This window comes from Chloroflexota bacterium, assembly GCA_034717495.1.
GTDB lineage: Bacteria > Chloroflexota > Anaerolineae > JAAEKA01 > JAAEKA01 > JAYELL01.
Map to the genome: position 1 here is coordinate 36,029 of JAYELL010000019.1, position 13,197 is coordinate 49,225.

General features: G+C 57.1%; 14 protein-coding genes and 1 riboswitch. Of the genes, 4 read left to right on the forward strand and 10 right to left on the reverse strand.

The genetic code is table 11. The features are described from left to right. Window positions 1-11 precede the first annotated feature (11 nt). The 3 genes from U9R25_04270 to U9R25_04280 all read right to left on the reverse strand — a co-directional run bounded on the left by U9R25_04270 (window position 12) and on the right by U9R25_04280 (window position 3,059). Window positions 12-761, reverse strand: a complete 750-nt coding sequence (locus U9R25_04270) for an ABC transporter permease (protein ID MEA3335100.1) — start codon at window positions 759-761, stop codon at window positions 12-14. A gap of 179 nt (window positions 762-940) precedes the next feature. Continuing rightward, entirely contained in the window at window positions 941-1,756 is an 816-nt protein-coding gene (locus U9R25_04275; GenBank protein ID MEA3335101.1) for an ABC transporter ATP-binding protein, read from the reverse strand. A 91-nt stretch (window positions 1,757-1,847) separates the two neighbouring features. After that, window positions 1,848-3,059, reverse strand: coding sequence for an ROK family transcriptional regulator (locus U9R25_04280; GenBank protein ID MEA3335102.1), 1,212 nt, complete (start codon window positions 3,057-3,059; stop codon window positions 1,848-1,850). 188 nt (window positions 3,060-3,247) lie between these two features. Between U9R25_04280 and U9R25_04285 the strand changes: the two genes are divergently transcribed. Both U9R25_04285 and U9R25_04290 read left to right on the forward strand, forming a co-directional pair. Next, complete coding sequence (locus tag U9R25_04285) at window positions 3,248-3,766, forward strand: NUDIX domain-containing protein (GenBank protein MEA3335103.1); 519 nt, start codon at window positions 3,248-3,250, stop codon at window positions 3,764-3,766. 75 nt (window positions 3,767-3,841) lie between these two features. Continuing rightward, window positions 3,842-3,984: riboswitch (SAM riboswitch) on the forward strand. 144 nt (window positions 3,985-4,128) lie between these two features. Next, entirely contained in the window at window positions 4,129-5,583 is a 1,455-nt protein-coding gene (locus tag U9R25_04290) for an aspartate kinase (GenBank protein ID MEA3335104.1), read from the forward strand. Between the two features lie 277 nt (window positions 5,584-5,860). Here U9R25_04290 and U9R25_04295 read toward each other — a convergent pair whose 3' ends face one another. The 3 genes from U9R25_04295 to ugpC all read right to left on the reverse strand — a co-directional run bounded on the left by U9R25_04295 (window position 5,861) and on the right by ugpC (window position 9,354). Beyond that, window positions 5,861-6,844, reverse strand: a complete 984-nt coding sequence (locus tag U9R25_04295) for an SDR family oxidoreductase (GenBank protein ID MEA3335105.1) — start codon at window positions 6,842-6,844, stop codon at window positions 5,861-5,863. A gap of 48 nt (window positions 6,845-6,892) precedes the next feature. Then, on the reverse strand, window positions 6,893-8,116 hold the full coding sequence (locus tag U9R25_04300) for a 2,3-bisphosphoglycerate-independent phosphoglycerate mutase (GenBank protein ID MEA3335106.1): 1,224 nt from the start codon (window positions 8,114-8,116) through the stop codon (window positions 6,893-6,895). Between the two features lie 137 nt (window positions 8,117-8,253). Beyond that, window positions 8,254-9,354, reverse strand: a complete 1,101-nt coding sequence (gene ugpC / locus U9R25_04305) for a sn-glycerol-3-phosphate ABC transporter ATP-binding protein UgpC (protein ID MEA3335107.1) — start codon at window positions 9,352-9,354, stop codon at window positions 8,254-8,256. A 178-nt stretch (window positions 9,355-9,532) separates the two neighbouring features. Between ugpC and U9R25_04310 the strand changes: the two genes are divergently transcribed. Together U9R25_04310 and U9R25_04315 are read left to right on the forward strand one after the other, a co-directional pair. Next, window positions 9,533-9,712 carry a hypothetical protein gene (locus tag U9R25_04310; GenBank protein MEA3335108.1) on the forward strand — a complete coding sequence of 60 codons (180 nt, stop codon included), beginning with the start codon at window positions 9,533-9,535 and terminating at the stop codon, window positions 9,710-9,712. Between the two features lie 156 nt (window positions 9,713-9,868). Continuing rightward, complete coding sequence (locus tag U9R25_04315; GenBank protein ID MEA3335109.1) at window positions 9,869-10,495, forward strand: isoprenylcysteine carboxylmethyltransferase family protein; 627 nt, start codon at window positions 9,869-9,871, stop codon at window positions 10,493-10,495. 87 nt (window positions 10,496-10,582) lie between these two features. Here the strand turns inward: U9R25_04315 and U9R25_04320 are convergent, their stop codons facing one another. The 4 genes from U9R25_04320 to folE form a co-directional block, all read right to left on the reverse strand. After that, entirely contained in the window at window positions 10,583-10,903 is a 321-nt protein-coding gene (locus U9R25_04320) for a hypothetical protein (GenBank protein MEA3335110.1), read from the reverse strand. A gap of 155 nt (window positions 10,904-11,058) precedes the next feature. Beyond that, window positions 11,059-11,676, reverse strand: a complete 618-nt coding sequence (locus U9R25_04325; GenBank protein MEA3335111.1) for a sigma-70 family RNA polymerase sigma factor — start codon at window positions 11,674-11,676, stop codon at window positions 11,059-11,061. Window positions 11,677-11,908: 232 nt separating this feature from the next. Beyond that, on the reverse strand, window positions 11,909-12,355 hold the full coding sequence (locus U9R25_04330) for a DNA-3-methyladenine glycosylase I (GenBank protein MEA3335112.1): 447 nt from the start codon (window positions 12,353-12,355) through the stop codon (window positions 11,909-11,911). Window positions 12,356-12,540: 185 nt separating this feature from the next. Then, the gene (folE, locus tag U9R25_04335) at window positions 12,541-13,119 is read right to left on the reverse strand and encodes a GTP cyclohydrolase I FolE (GenBank protein ID MEA3335113.1); all 579 of its coding nucleotides are present in this window, start codon (window positions 13,117-13,119) and stop codon (window positions 12,541-12,543) included. Window positions 13,120-13,197 lie beyond the last annotated feature (78 nt).

The following is a 13,197-nucleotide window of genomic DNA, read 5'->3' on the forward strand; positions in this document are numbered from 1 at the left end:
GTGTAGACAATCTACGCTTCCCAACTGGCCCATTTCTTGCCAACGAAGTAGAACAGCACGTAAAGACTGACGCCGATGACGGCAATGAGTATGATAACGGCAAAGAAGCTGGCCATGCGGGCCAGAGAGGAGTAATAGGTAAGGCGGGTGCCCAAACCCATGCCGCCACCCACCATCTCGGCGCCTACAGCCGTCAGCAGGCCAAAGATGCCGCCGACCATGAGGCCAACGATGATCATCGGCATGGCGAGCGGGAAGCGCACCTTGGTGAAGGTCTGCAACGTTGTCGCTCCATAGGATCGCGCCAGGGCAAGCTTGTCCTTGTCGGTGCGTCGAAATCCCGTCGAGGCATTGATCATCACCATGGGCCCGACGGCCAGCGAAACAGCAATAATGCGAGGCGTCTGGCCAAAACCAAATTTGAGGATCAGCAGCGGGACCAGGGCCAGCATGGGCGTCGTCACGAGAATCAAAATGTATGGTGTGATGATCTTCTCGACCATTGGCACTTGCGTCACCACCGCTGCCAGGAAAATTCCGATGCTGGCGCCGATGACATAGCCGATAAACAACTGCTGAAGCGTGGTCAGAAGGTGGGGAGCCACCGTCGGGAAATTGTTCACCAGGGCCGCCGCGGTCTCGCTCGGCTTGGGGAATACATAAGAGGGCACCTCAAAGGCACGAACAGCAATCTCGATGGAGGTGATCACGACCACCGCCACCAGGAGGATGATGACCAGCTCCTTGCCCGCAATGTTCATCGATGTCAGCGCAGACCAGTTGGAAAGTCCTTCACCTGGCGATGCCGTTTCCTGGCTGCTGCTGCTTTGTTCAGTTAGTTCGGCCAAAATTAACCTCCTGTCGGATTCTTGTCGTCAGTCAAAGAGTGCTGGTGAACAGCCAAAAAGGGTTGCATATCCAGAAAGGGAAACCAGCAGGATCAGTGCGCGAATTGATCAATTTCGTAATCGCCCGTTTCCACAGAGGCAGCGACATCGCCGTAAATGGTTTCTTTGATCTCAGCTGTCAACTCGAAGAAATGAGCCTCAGTGGTGATGGAAAGGGGGCGGGGGCGGGGCAGATCGATGTCAAATATCTTGGAATTGCGGCCAGGGCGGGGCGTCATTACATAGATTCGATCGGAGAGATAGACTGCTTCGGGAATCTGGTGTGTGACGAATACGATCGTCTTTTGTGAGGCCTCCCAAATATCCAGCAGCATCAAGTTCATCTCGTCCCGGGTGAACGCGTCAAGAGCGCCAAATGGTTCGTCCATCAGCATCACGTCCGGGTCGTAAGACAACGCTCGCACGATGGAGGCGCGCTGCTGCATGCCGCCCGACAGCTCGCGCGGATGATGGTTCTCGAAGCCGGTCAACGAGGTCAATTGGATCAGTTCATCGATACGATCCTGATATTCGTTTACCTTCAAACCCATGATCTCGAAGGGAAAATGGATATTCTGTTTCAGGTTACGCCACGGCAACAGGTTGGCACTCTGAAACACCATGCCCACCTCGCGCCTGGGACTCACCACCTCCTGGCCATCGATGATGATGCTGCCCGATGTGAGCGGCCACAACGCGGCCATCGCCCAGAGCAGCGTGCTCTTGCCACAGCCACTGGGCCCGACGATGGATACGAACTCGCCTTCGTTGGCATACATGTCGAAACCGCCCAGGGCCTCTACCGGGCCGCGGTCGCTCTCGAAAGTTTTTTTTGCATTGTTGACTTTTATGACTGGTTCCTGGCTCATTTAGTTGCCTTCTGCTGATAATCGGATGTAATGGACGGGCTCCAATGGCTCAGGCGACCGCTACGGGCCGCCGGGATGGCTGTTTTTCGTTTCAAGCTTGAGAGGGTTGCACAAACAGAGCGTCGCTGGTCTCGCGCAGCGCCACGGCAACAGCCCCAAGAATAACGGCGTCCAATTTCAATTCGGACACAACGATGTCGGGCGTATGGGGAATCAGTCCCTGCAAACGCTGCCGAATCGGTTCGATGAACAGATCGCCATATTCGGCCAGTTCACCGCTGATGATAATGCGTTCGGGGGCGATCAGACAGGCAAGATTGGCAATGGCGACGCTCAGATAATCGACTGTCTCCGAAACCACCGCGCAAGCCAGGGAGTCTTGCTCTCTTGCCGCTTCCAACACCTGGCTAACCGTTAGCGAATGCGGTTCAGCCCCATTATTGCCTTCATCGTGGAGCAGCGACATTTCCCCGGCCCTGATTCGCTCCTGAGCGCGGTTGATGATGCCCAAACTGCCGGCAATCCCTTCCAGACAGCCGAAGGTATCATACTCCTGGCTCAACAACCGCTGGCTGGGAATCATATATCCGATCTCACCGGCAGCGCTGCCCGCGCCGCGATACAACCTGCCGTTCAAGATCAATCCAGCCCCGATGCCCCCGCCCAGCGAGATGCACGCCAGATTCTCCAGCCCGCGCCCGGCCCCGCGCCAGCTTTCTCCCAGGGCGATCAGATTGACCTCGTTTTCGATGAAAACGGGAACGCCCAACCGCTCCGTCAAAATGTCTTTCAGAGCAAGATTCTGCCAGCCAAGAGTGGGCGACCAGACGACGACACCCTGGGGAAAGAGCACAATCGACGGCGCACCCACGGCGACACCGCGCACCGGTACTCCCCGCCTATTCGCCTCTTCCAGGAGATCGGCAACAAGAGTGAGCAGTTGCTGCACACCTGCATCTCCCGTGAGCGAATCCTTCGACCTTCGCGCCAATACCCGTCCACTCAGATTGGCCAGAGCCCCAGTCATTTGCTGTCCAATATAAACCCCAACCACGGAACCGGCTTGGGCGTTGAACTCGATGAGTGTTGGAGGGCGGCCACCTGTGGAATCGCTCGCTTCCCGCTCCAGAACAAGTCTGCCCTCGATGAGATCGGCGACGATGCGCGTAATGGTAGGCGGGCTCAAATGCAACTGCCGGGCGATCTCGGCACGTGCAAAGGGCCCCTCCTCCCGCAATAACTTGAGGACTGCTGATTCATTGACTTTCCGCAGCAGGGCGGCGTTTCCTGTAGTAGGAGTCACCTTGGCATCCTTGCAAAAGAGAACCGCATCGTCGTGCCCGAGCCGGGCAAAAAAATCAGTCTTGCTTTCTGAAAGAAAGTTTAAAACAAAGCCAGGGATTTGTCAAGCGTTTTTCCCAAAGTGATGCACATTTTCCCATGATGGTCAGCACGTTTGCCGCGCCCGGCGCACTGCGTTAGAATAGCACTATGTCACAGCCCCTGTCCGATCGCCGGCCGAACCATTTTTGCCCACCTCCCCGACACACAGTTGTGCCTCGCACTCTCTGCTTCATTTTGCACGGAGACGAGGTTCTGCTAATAGAACGCTCGCTGAACAGACATCTCTTCCCCGGCAAGATCAACGGGCTTGGCGGCCATGTGGAAAGGCACGAGAACGTTGAGACGGCGGCAAGACGCGAGATTCTCGAGGAGTCGGGACTGCTCGTATCGGACCTTTGGCTGGCAGGGGTCGTGCATGTTGATGGCAGTACGGGTCAAACCGAAGTGGACAACGCCGGCCACTTCCCGGGTGTCATGCTTTTTGTTTTCACCGCCCAATCGGAGAGCAAACAGGTCCTGCCCACAGAGGAAGGGGAGCTTTTCTGGAGTCCTCTGAGCTCGGTAGATGGCCTTGATTGGGTGGATGGCGATCCCAGGTTGCTGCAACGGGCCCTGGCTGCCCGCTCCCGCGGCGAAACCTTTTTCGGCACCATTGGATCCGGTTGAGCAACCCACGCGCACATTGCGTTGACAAATCGAAAACTCTGTGCTACGATCGCGACAATTACATAGCGTCTGACGCTCTTATCCAGAGAGGTTGAGGGACCGGCCCGTTGAAACCTCGGCAACCAGGACTGCGTCGGTGAGTGGATCGACATTCCCACTGCCCGGCTGACACGCAGACCAAGGTGCCAATTCCGACAGCACAAGCTGGGAGATGAGAGGAGATGACAATGATGTGCATCCCACTCGTTACCCTGCCTCGCCCTACGCGAGGTTTTGCTTTTTCCGCGATTCACCTGCCGGCCACCCCACCCCCTGCCTGGAATTGAGCTTCCACATTATCAGCATCAATGAGGAGAGTTCTTATGCGCGTGCTCAAGTTCGGCGGAACGTCCGTTGGCAATGCCGATGCATTCAAGCAAGTGGCGAAAATCGTGGCGAAATTGAAGGAAACTGATTCCCAGGTAGTGGTGGTCACCTCCGCTATGAACGGCGTCACAGATATCCTGATCGATGCTGCGCAGGCAGCCGCAGCCGGCGACCGGCGACCTTATCGGGAAGCGCGCGACGACCTGTTAGCAAAGCACCAGATGGTGGCAGGCCAATTGATCAGCAACGGTGTCGAGCGAGCCGCGCTGGGCAGGCTCTTCGAGTCACGGCTGTCCAGCTTCGAGCGCCTCTGCCGCAGCGTCGACGTGCTCGGCGAACTGACGCCCAGGGGCCTTGACGTCATCTCGGGCACCGGAGAGCGTCTCTCGGCGCCACTGCTGGCCGCGGTGCTTCGGGCCAACGGCATAGCAGCCGAATGGGTCGATGCAGCGGAAATCATCGTGACCGACGAGAATTTCGGCGGTGCCAATCCGCTGCTGGAGCCGACCATCGACCAGGCCAACACCCGGCTTGAGCCCTTGCTGCAGGGAGGCGTGGTACCGGTCGTAACCGGTTTCGTCGCTGCCACTGAAGATGGCATCAGTACTACCCTGGGTCGCGGCGGCTCCGATTACTCCGCCGCTATCCTGGGTGCCGCGCTGCAGGCTGATGAGGTCCAGATATGGACCGATGTCAACGGTATCATGACTGCCGACCCAAGAATCGTGCCCGGAGCCCGTACGATTCCCGAAATCTCCTACATCGAGGCAGCCGAACTGGCTTTTTACGGCGCCAGGGTCCTGCATCCAAAAACGATTCTACCATCGGTTGAGCGCGGCATTGCCCTTCGTGTGCTGAACACATTTGATCCCGATCATCCCGGTACCCTCATTGTGAAGGAGCCCAAGCCCACCAGGGATGTCGCCAAGGCCATTTCAGCCATCGAGGGATTGACGATGGTGACTGTTGAAGGCCGGGGCATGCTTGGTGTGCCGGGCATCGCGGCCCGAACCTTCAGCGCGGTGGCCCGGGCAGGCGCCAACGTATTGATGATCAGCCAGTCCTCCTCGGAACAAAGCATCAGCTTCGTGATCCGGGTGCAGGATCAGGCAGCAGTGATCGCGGAACTGCGCGCTGAAATGCAAAGGGAGATGGAAGCGCAACACATCGACGCAGTGCGCGCCCACGAAGGGGTTGTGATTGTGGCGGTAGTGGGCGCGGCAATGAAAGGCACGCCAGGAATCGCAGCCAGAATCTTCTCCGCTCTGGGCAAGTCCGGCATCAATGTGATCGCCATCGCTCAGGGCAGCAGCGAGTGCAATATCTCCCTGGTCATCGCCCGTGGCGACGCCGCCGAAGCCGTACGTTGTATTCACGATGCCTTCGGCCTCCACAAGCTGAACGGCAAGGTACTGGATGAGAAACTGCTGGAAAAAGTGATTAGTGGTTAGTGCCTCGTCAAGACCAATGTGACGACTAAAGCAATGCCACTTTGAAAGCAAGAGTTGGATGGGAACGGCTTGTTCGGCCCCCCTAACCCCCCAAAGGGGGGAACTCCGGTCACATCACCCCCTCTGGAGGGCCGGGGGGGGCTGTCCGGATGCCAACACGAGAGTAACCCACGACTGACCATCTACGGACGCGGGGACGCGGGGATAAAGAGCGGAGTGAGCATCCTCGGATGCGATAACTGTGAACAATGGACAGCAGCGTGGGGCGAGGCGAGGACTAGAGATGCCCCTCGGCGCGTAGCCATGAAACTGCCCGCTCGATGGTCACGGTTAGTGGGGATGGGCTGAATCCCAGCTGCTCTGTCGCCTTGCTGTTGTCAGCGTAGATGAAACGAGAGCCAAAACGGATGATATCCCCCGAGATCGGCAGGCGCCGCGGCCAAATGCGGGCAAGGCTGTCCAGCGCCAGCGCGGTTGGCCCCACCAGAAAGCGGGGCAGGTTGCCCCGGGGAGGCTGGACCGCCAGCACCCGAGCCACCTCGCTGGCCAGATACAGGTTAGTGACATTGGGGCCGGCCAGGAGATACTTCTCTCCCGACCGGCCTTTTTCCAATGCCAGCAGATGGCCATCTGCCAGGTCGCAGGCGTCCACCACGTTGACGCCCCCTGGTGGCACCAGGGGGATACGCCCGTAGGCAACTTCCAGGATGATTTGACTATTGGTTAAGGTCGCGTCGCGAGGCCCCATGACAATCGAGGGATTGACAATGACAGCATCAAGGCCCCCTCTCACCCTGGCCAGAACCTGCTGTTCTGCCAGATGCTTGCTGTGGCCATAGGGATAGTCACCGGGTGAGAGATTGAATTGGTGGCTTTCGTCCACCGGGCTCTCGTCGCCGGAAAAACCAAGGGCTGCCTGTGAACTGGTAAAGACCAATCGTTCGATTCCCGAGGCCAGACAGGCTTCGACCACGTTGCGCGTGCCGTCCACGTTGACACGGTACAGCAGGGTAGTATCCTGGGACCAGTAATCGGCCGTCACCCCCGCGACATGAAACACAGCATCGCAACCGGCCATGGCCTTCAACAGGGAGGAGGGGTCGGTCACATCGCCAACCACCGGCTCATAGGCCAAACCCTTCAGCGCCTCCATCGAAGATGAATTGCGCCGCAGGGCGCGCACCTGCCAACCAGCCCGCCCGAGGGCCTCCACAACATTTGCGCCGACGAATCCGGTGGCACCGGTGACAAGGGCTTTCATGTCAATATATCACAATGTCAACATGTCATTATGACATTATGGCATTTCCTATGCCCCATACCTGGCAAGCCTGCCAGCGTGGCCCATGGCTCTGGGAATCAACTCGGTGGCGTGAAACTGGCCCAGGCCACCCAGCGCCTCACATTCGCGCTCACCGAAGACCTGGCAGCGATCAGGCATGGCATCGGGACTCCATAACAATGTGGGGACCGGGTGCCAGGAATGACTCTTCAATTTGGCGGGGGTACTGTGGTCGCCCGTGATCAACAGAACATAGGGACCCAGTTCCTCGATTTGAGGAAGCAGGCTGTCGATTTCCTCGATGACCTTGGCTTTTGCATCGAAATCGCCGTCCTCACCGCGGCTGTCGGTGTACTTCACGTGCATGAAAAAGAAGTCGTAGTCGTCCCAGTGCTCCCGCATGGTGTCGATTTCGCTCTGGTGGGTGGAACCGGTGGGCAGCACAGTCATGCCTGCCAGCTTGGCGACCCCGCGGTACATGGAATAGATAGCGATGGCGCCGGCCCGCAACTGGTAGATTTCGGTGAAGTCGGGCAGGCCGGGATCCTTGGCCAGGCCCCGCAGGTTAAGGCTGTTGGCCGGGTTTTCATCCTTGAGAACATCCCGGGCCGCCGCGACCCACTGATTGACCAATGCGGCGGTGTGGGCGCCTTGCCCAGTGCCCGACTCATCCTCAACCAGCAAAGGTTTTTTGCCGACCATCAGCGGATCGGTTTCAGTAAGCTCGCCGCCGAGACCTTCACCGCGAATCACCAAAACGAATCGATGCTCCTTCACCGGGCGCACAATTACCTCATAGCCAGGCAAGGCATCGGCCGTGGCATCCTGCAACTTCGCCGTGAGCCTTTCGCACGTCTCCGTGGGAATACGACCGGCCCGGCGATCGGTGATCCGTCCGTCGGCATCGACCGTGCAGAAGTTGCCGCGGGCTGCCAGGTCGTTTGGGCCCAGGTCGAAGCCGATGCCCAGTGCCTCAAGCACACCGCGGCCAATATCGTGCTCGATGGGGTTGTAGCTGAACAGGCTCAGGTGGGCCGGTCCACTGCCAGGAGTCACGCCCGGCGCGATGGGATCTGAGAGGCCACAGGTACCCTGTTGTGCCAGCCGATCCATGTTCGGGGTGTTGGCGGCCTCCAGTTCAGTCAGGCCGTCGGGCGTCAGCGGCAATCCGCCAAGGCCATCCAGCACCAGCAGTACGATTTTGTTGCCGTTTTTCTGCGCAAGGTCCGCCATCAAATTTAAATCGGTCACGTTTTTTCTCCTGTCATATCATAAAAAGAACATGTCCGCCCACTGCTGCCACCTTGTCCGGAAATCACCAGGCAGCGAAAAGGGGCCAGCTACCGATGCAACCGGCCCCTATCATTGGACACTTTCCTTACATCTTCCTACTTGAGGCGTATTTCCGTCTTGGGATCGAAAAGATGCATGTTGTCCATGTTGACCACCAGGTCGAGCGTCTCGCCAACCACTGCGGTCGAGCGCGGGTCAAGGCGAGCGACAAAGCTCTTGTTTCCGGTCAACAGATATGCGAAGATCTCATTACCCATCAACTCGGTGACGTCCACCGTGGCTGTCATGAAAGAAGGAGTGATGCCAGGGGGCGCATATTCGCGAGTCTGGATATCCTCCGGGCGAATCCCGAATATGACTTCGTTGCCTTTATTTTTCTTGACCAGGTCAAGGTGTTTGGGGGCAACATCCAGGCGGAAGGTGCCACTGTCGACGTACCATTTGCCGTCGGCTTCGACCAGCGTGGAGTCAAAGAAGTTCATGGAGGGGCTGCCGATGAAGCCGGCAACGAAGACGTTGTCCGGATGATCGTAAAGCTGCTGGGGCGCATCGATCTGCTGAAGAATGCCATCCTTCAGCACGGCAATGCGGCTCGCCATGGTCATGGCCTCCACCTGGTCATGGGTGACATAGATGAAGGTCGTACCCAGCCGCTGCCATAGCTTGGTAATCTCTGCCCGGGTCTGGACACGCAACTTGGCATCCAGGTTGGACAAGGGCTCGTCGAGGAGGAAGACCGCCGGGTCTCGCACGATGGCTCGGCCCAGTGCCACTCGCTGCCGCTGGCCACCGGATAGTGCCTTGGGTTTTCGATCCAGCAGCGGGCCGATGCCCAGAAGCTCGGCCGTGTCCCTGACGCGGCGGTCGAGCTCTTCCTTCGGGGTTTTGCGCAGCTTGAGTCCGAAGGCCATGTTGTCGTAGACGCTCATGTGGGGATAGAGCGCGTAACTCTGGAACACCATCGCGATGTCCCGATCCTTGGGGGGGACGTCGTTGACTACCCGGTCACCGATCAGGATTGTACCCTCAGTGATCTCCTCCAGACCGGCCAGAAGCCGCAGGCTGGTGGATTTCCCACAGCCGGAGGGACCGACGAAGACCAGAAACTCCTTGTCTTCGACGTGAATGGTCAAATCGTTGACAGCGACGACATCACCCCATCGCTTGTAGACATGTTGATACGTTACACTTGCCATCGAAGTATACTCCTTAAGATTAAGGTACACTCATGAAGCAGGCACGCTCGCGAAGACAGAACTGTTCGGTCAGGCCTCGGGTAATCGAAGGACCTGGGCTATACCGCCAAAACCGCTCTTCTCGATTGTGCGTTTAGGTCAAAAAGTGGTGCGGGAAGACTGGGAGGAGGTTCTATGCGTGGAACTGGAAGAGGATGGTATTGCTATCACACCAGGCAAGGGTTCCCGCGAAACACTCGGCCTGTTTCCAGATCCGATCTGGCATCACCTCCTTCCACGCAACAAGGAAACGGACAGCCTTTTTGCTATCCGGCGAGTGACCGGCTGCATTACCGGTCAAAACTTGTCGGGATTATAACATACGGCCCCGTCGTTGACAAGTGTTTTCGCGCCCTGGATAGCGCAGCCAAACCAGGAATCACACCCATTTGCACTCCCCGTTGAAATGGGTGTACTCTATGGATTCAGGAATCAATCCGCAAAATTATGATACGATAAACGCTTCACCAACCCAATGACCACAAGCATCCTTCTTTTATCGCTCGCATTCGTGGCCTGGGCCGGATTGCACAGTCTGCTGGCCGCATTTGATCTCAAATCACGGGCACGCCGCCGTTTCGGGCCTGGCGCTGATCGATGGTATCGCCTGGCCTACAACGTCATCTCGGCACTGACCCTGCTGCCTCTTTTCCTGCTCCTGGCGGCTCTTCCCGATAAGATGTTATATTCGATTTCATCGCCCTGGAATTGGTTCATGCGGGCGGGCCAGGCATTGGCACTGCTCGGCCTGCTGCTGGCCTTTTTGCAGACCAATCCCGCCCAGTTTCTTGGACTGAGTCAACTTGCGAACGACGGAAGCAACGAGGCAGAATCGCTGGTGATTCACGGGTTCTATTGCCGGGTGCGCCACCCGCTCTACTTCTTCAGTATCCTTCTGGTCTGGTTGACGCCCACTATGACCATCAATTGGCTGCTTGCCTGCATTCTGATCACCCTCTATTTCTACCTGGGCTCGTTGCACGAGGAGAGGCGGCTCCTGGCGGAGTTTGGAGATGCCTATGCCGACTATCAATGCCGTGTGCCCATGTTGATCCCACGCCCAGGCCGTTGTGTACCCCCCACCCAGTTTACAGATGTCTAAAGACTGCAAGAAAACCGAAAAATCAGCGCAAAACAAAGGCCCGAGCAACTTGCGCTCGGGCCTGAGGTCACTTTGCACGATCACCAATCAGGCGGGAGGAACGATAGAATCCGTGTCAGATCGAACCCGATAGAGTGCCACCAGGGTCAGAAGACCCACGGCAACGGAAACCCCCGACGCAGTCGCCGCGACCGCAACCTTTCTGCGACCGGTGAGACGACTCCTGCCATAGCCGCTGGCATCTGCCCGCTGCCGGGCAACCAGGCGCAGGCTCGTGCCCAACTCATTGCGGAATGCCGGCTCGGGTGCAACTGGCACCAGTGTTTCCTGGAGGAGATCGGTTAACTGCAACAGATCGTCCAGCTCGGCCAGATCGGCCTCAGGCAGAGTCTCTCTGCCCCATCGCATACCACCTACCCTTGACCTGCCAAAAACGTAAAGATCGAAAATCGAATCTCTCCAACTTATTTCCATAATCAGAACCTCTTGGGCAATCCCATCCCAGGTCACCGGTTGTGTCGGTCACAATTCGGATCACTAAGAAAGACAGTGACAGAAACGTGCTACAGGAAGCCGTGATCCGTCATGTCCTTGCGCAGAGCAAGCAGAGTGCGATGGTATAAGGATTTGATCGCGCCCTCGCTCTTGTCCATGATCTCGCCTATCTCCGCATTGGGCATTGCTTCAATGTATTTGAGTAACAACAACTGCTGGCGGTCATCGGACAGACGACCGATGGCGCTCAACAACGCCTCTCTGGCCTCACCTGCCTCCGCATAGCGTTCAGGGTTTCCCGTCGACATAGCCAGGGGCAGCTGATCATCCAGGGAGAGCTCTTTCCGTTTGCTGTAATCCCTGTGCCAGTTGGCCACCAGATTGTGCGCAATCCGATAGAGCCAGGCCGAAAACGGTACGCCGCGATCGGTATATCGACCGATATTGTCCAGCGCTTTGAAAAAAGTCCGGGCCGTAAGATCCTCGGCATCCTGACGATTTCCGCTGCGATAGTAGATATAGCTATAAATGCGATCTACGTGGCGCTCGTAGAGAAGGCCAAATGCCTCGGGATCGACCTTCGCCCATTCGACCAGGGTGGACTCATCGACCGTTTCCAACACCTGTTTGGACAAGCGACGATCACGCGACGCCATCTCGGCCAAAAACCCGCCATCGCTGCTCATGACCAGTCCTCCCAATATTGGGAAAACCGCTTTACCGTAAGCGCTGTGGCCATGGCAATGGCATACTTAGTCATTGTGTACAACACGAAAAGAAGGGTGGGGTTTCGCCTGCACTTGATTGGCAAGCTTGAACCAACCCTGGTCAAACCGGAAAATCGGGAACCAGGGCTGAGTTTATCCTGGAGAGAAGTATATCAGATGTATGCCAGGCGGGCAAGCAGATTGGCGGACGTCAGCGATTTTCCCAGTCCGGCACTGGCTCGTCGACGCACCAGAGAAATACGAAACAACTGGTGCGACCCAGGCCCTTGAACTGTTTGGTCAACTGCTTGCGGCGTTGATCGTAGGATAGATCATCAAGGGTTCGCAGGTAATCGAAAAAACTGCCATGCTGCTGGCTCAACGCCAGAATCGTGCCGGCGTTTTCGATCGTCCCGTTGATTTTTCGCCCGTTTCGAACGATACCCGCATCGGACAGCAGGCGCTCCACATCAGGCACATCGTAGGCGGCCACCGTGGCCACATCAAATTGGTCGAAGGCCTTCTGGAAGTTGGGCCACTTGTTTCGAATAACGTCCCAGCTAAAACCAGCCTGGAAGATCGCTTTGGTCATCTCCTCCAGGTAGCCGCCATCACCTCCAGGTCGTTGTCGCGGGGGAATTTCAATAGAATGAGGCATGCCGCTCCTCCTCTCTGAGGAAATGGTTCAGGGCTTAGATTGACAGGCACCTGTTTCTCTGGTAAAAAGTGTCCAGGCTTATCAGCACGACTTAGCACCAATTCTGACTGCGGATTTCGTGTCATTAGCGCAGGTGTTGGTGACATATCTTTTTTTCCCGGGGCAAGAACAGGAGCGTTTTGGCACTAATGAACCTGGCGTCCGACGTGATCAAGAAACTCATTTCGCAGCTGCCGGTCGTGCTTGAAACTGCCCAGCATGGCAGAGGTGGTCATGCGGGTATTGGCCTTTTTGACGCCACGCATAGCGGCGCACATGTGTTGTCCTTCGACGACCACCGCAACACCTTCCGCATGGAGGGCTTGCTGCAAAAACTCGGCGATTTGCTGGGTAAGGCGTTCCTGTACCTGAAGCCGGCGAGCAAACATCTCGACGATTCTTGGGATTTTGCTCAGTCCAATGACCTTTCCATTGGGAATATAGGCCACATGAACTTGCCCCAGAAAGGGCAACATGTGATGTTCGCACAGGCTGAAAAAGTCGATATCCCGGACGATAACCATTTCGTTGTATTCAACATCAAATATGGCATCGTTAATGAGCAAATTAGGATCCACATTGTAACCTGATGTTAATTCGGCAAAGGATTTGGCGACCCGGTGGGGTGTGCGCTGGAGGCCCTGGCGATCTGGATCTTCGCCAATCGCTTCCAGGATCGTGCGCACAGAACCTTCGACCGCCTCCTGGCCCACTTCTCCGTCGATTGCTACGGCTGTCGCCGGACCGCTGTGGTCATTACCGTTTGTATGAATCGTCGGCTGGAAATCCTGTTTCAAGAGATC

What these genes read in the sequence shown, in the direction of transcription:
- ugpC (MEA3335107.1), bottom strand. Translation starts at nt 9,354, where the DNA reads ATGGCAAGTGTAACGTATCAACATGTCTACAAGCGATGGGGTGATGTC.
- U9R25_04270 (MEA3335100.1), bottom strand. Translation starts at nt 761, where the DNA reads ATGAACATTGCGGGCAAGGAGCTGGTCATCATCCTCCTGGTGGCGGTG.
- U9R25_04290 (MEA3335104.1), top strand. Translation starts at nt 4,129, where the DNA reads ATGCGCGTGCTCAAGTTCGGCGGAACGTCCGTTGGCAATGCCGATGCA.
- U9R25_04285 (MEA3335103.1), top strand. Translation starts at nt 3,248, where the DNA reads ATGTCACAGCCCCTGTCCGATCGCCGGCCGAACCATTTTTGCCCACCT.
- U9R25_04315 (MEA3335109.1), top strand. Translation starts at nt 9,869, where the DNA reads ATGACCACAAGCATCCTTCTTTTATCGCTCGCATTCGTGGCCTGGGCC.
- U9R25_04295 (MEA3335105.1), bottom strand. Translation starts at nt 6,844, where the DNA reads ATGAAAGCCCTTGTCACCGGTGCCACCGGATTCGTCGGCGCAAATGTT.
- U9R25_04275 (MEA3335101.1), bottom strand. Translation starts at nt 1,756, where the DNA reads ATGAGCCAGGAACCAGTCATAAAAGTCAACAATGCAAAAAAAACTTTC.
- U9R25_04325 (MEA3335111.1), bottom strand. Translation starts at nt 11,676, where the DNA reads ATGAGCAGCGATGGCGGGTTTTTGGCCGAGATGGCGTCGCGTGATCGT.
- U9R25_04320 (MEA3335110.1), bottom strand. Translation starts at nt 10,903, where the DNA reads ATGCGATGGGGCAGAGAGACTCTGCCTGAGGCCGATCTGGCCGAGCTG.
- U9R25_04330 (MEA3335112.1), bottom strand. Translation starts at nt 12,355, where the DNA reads ATGCCTCATTCTATTGAAATTCCCCCGCGACAACGACCTGGAGGTGAT.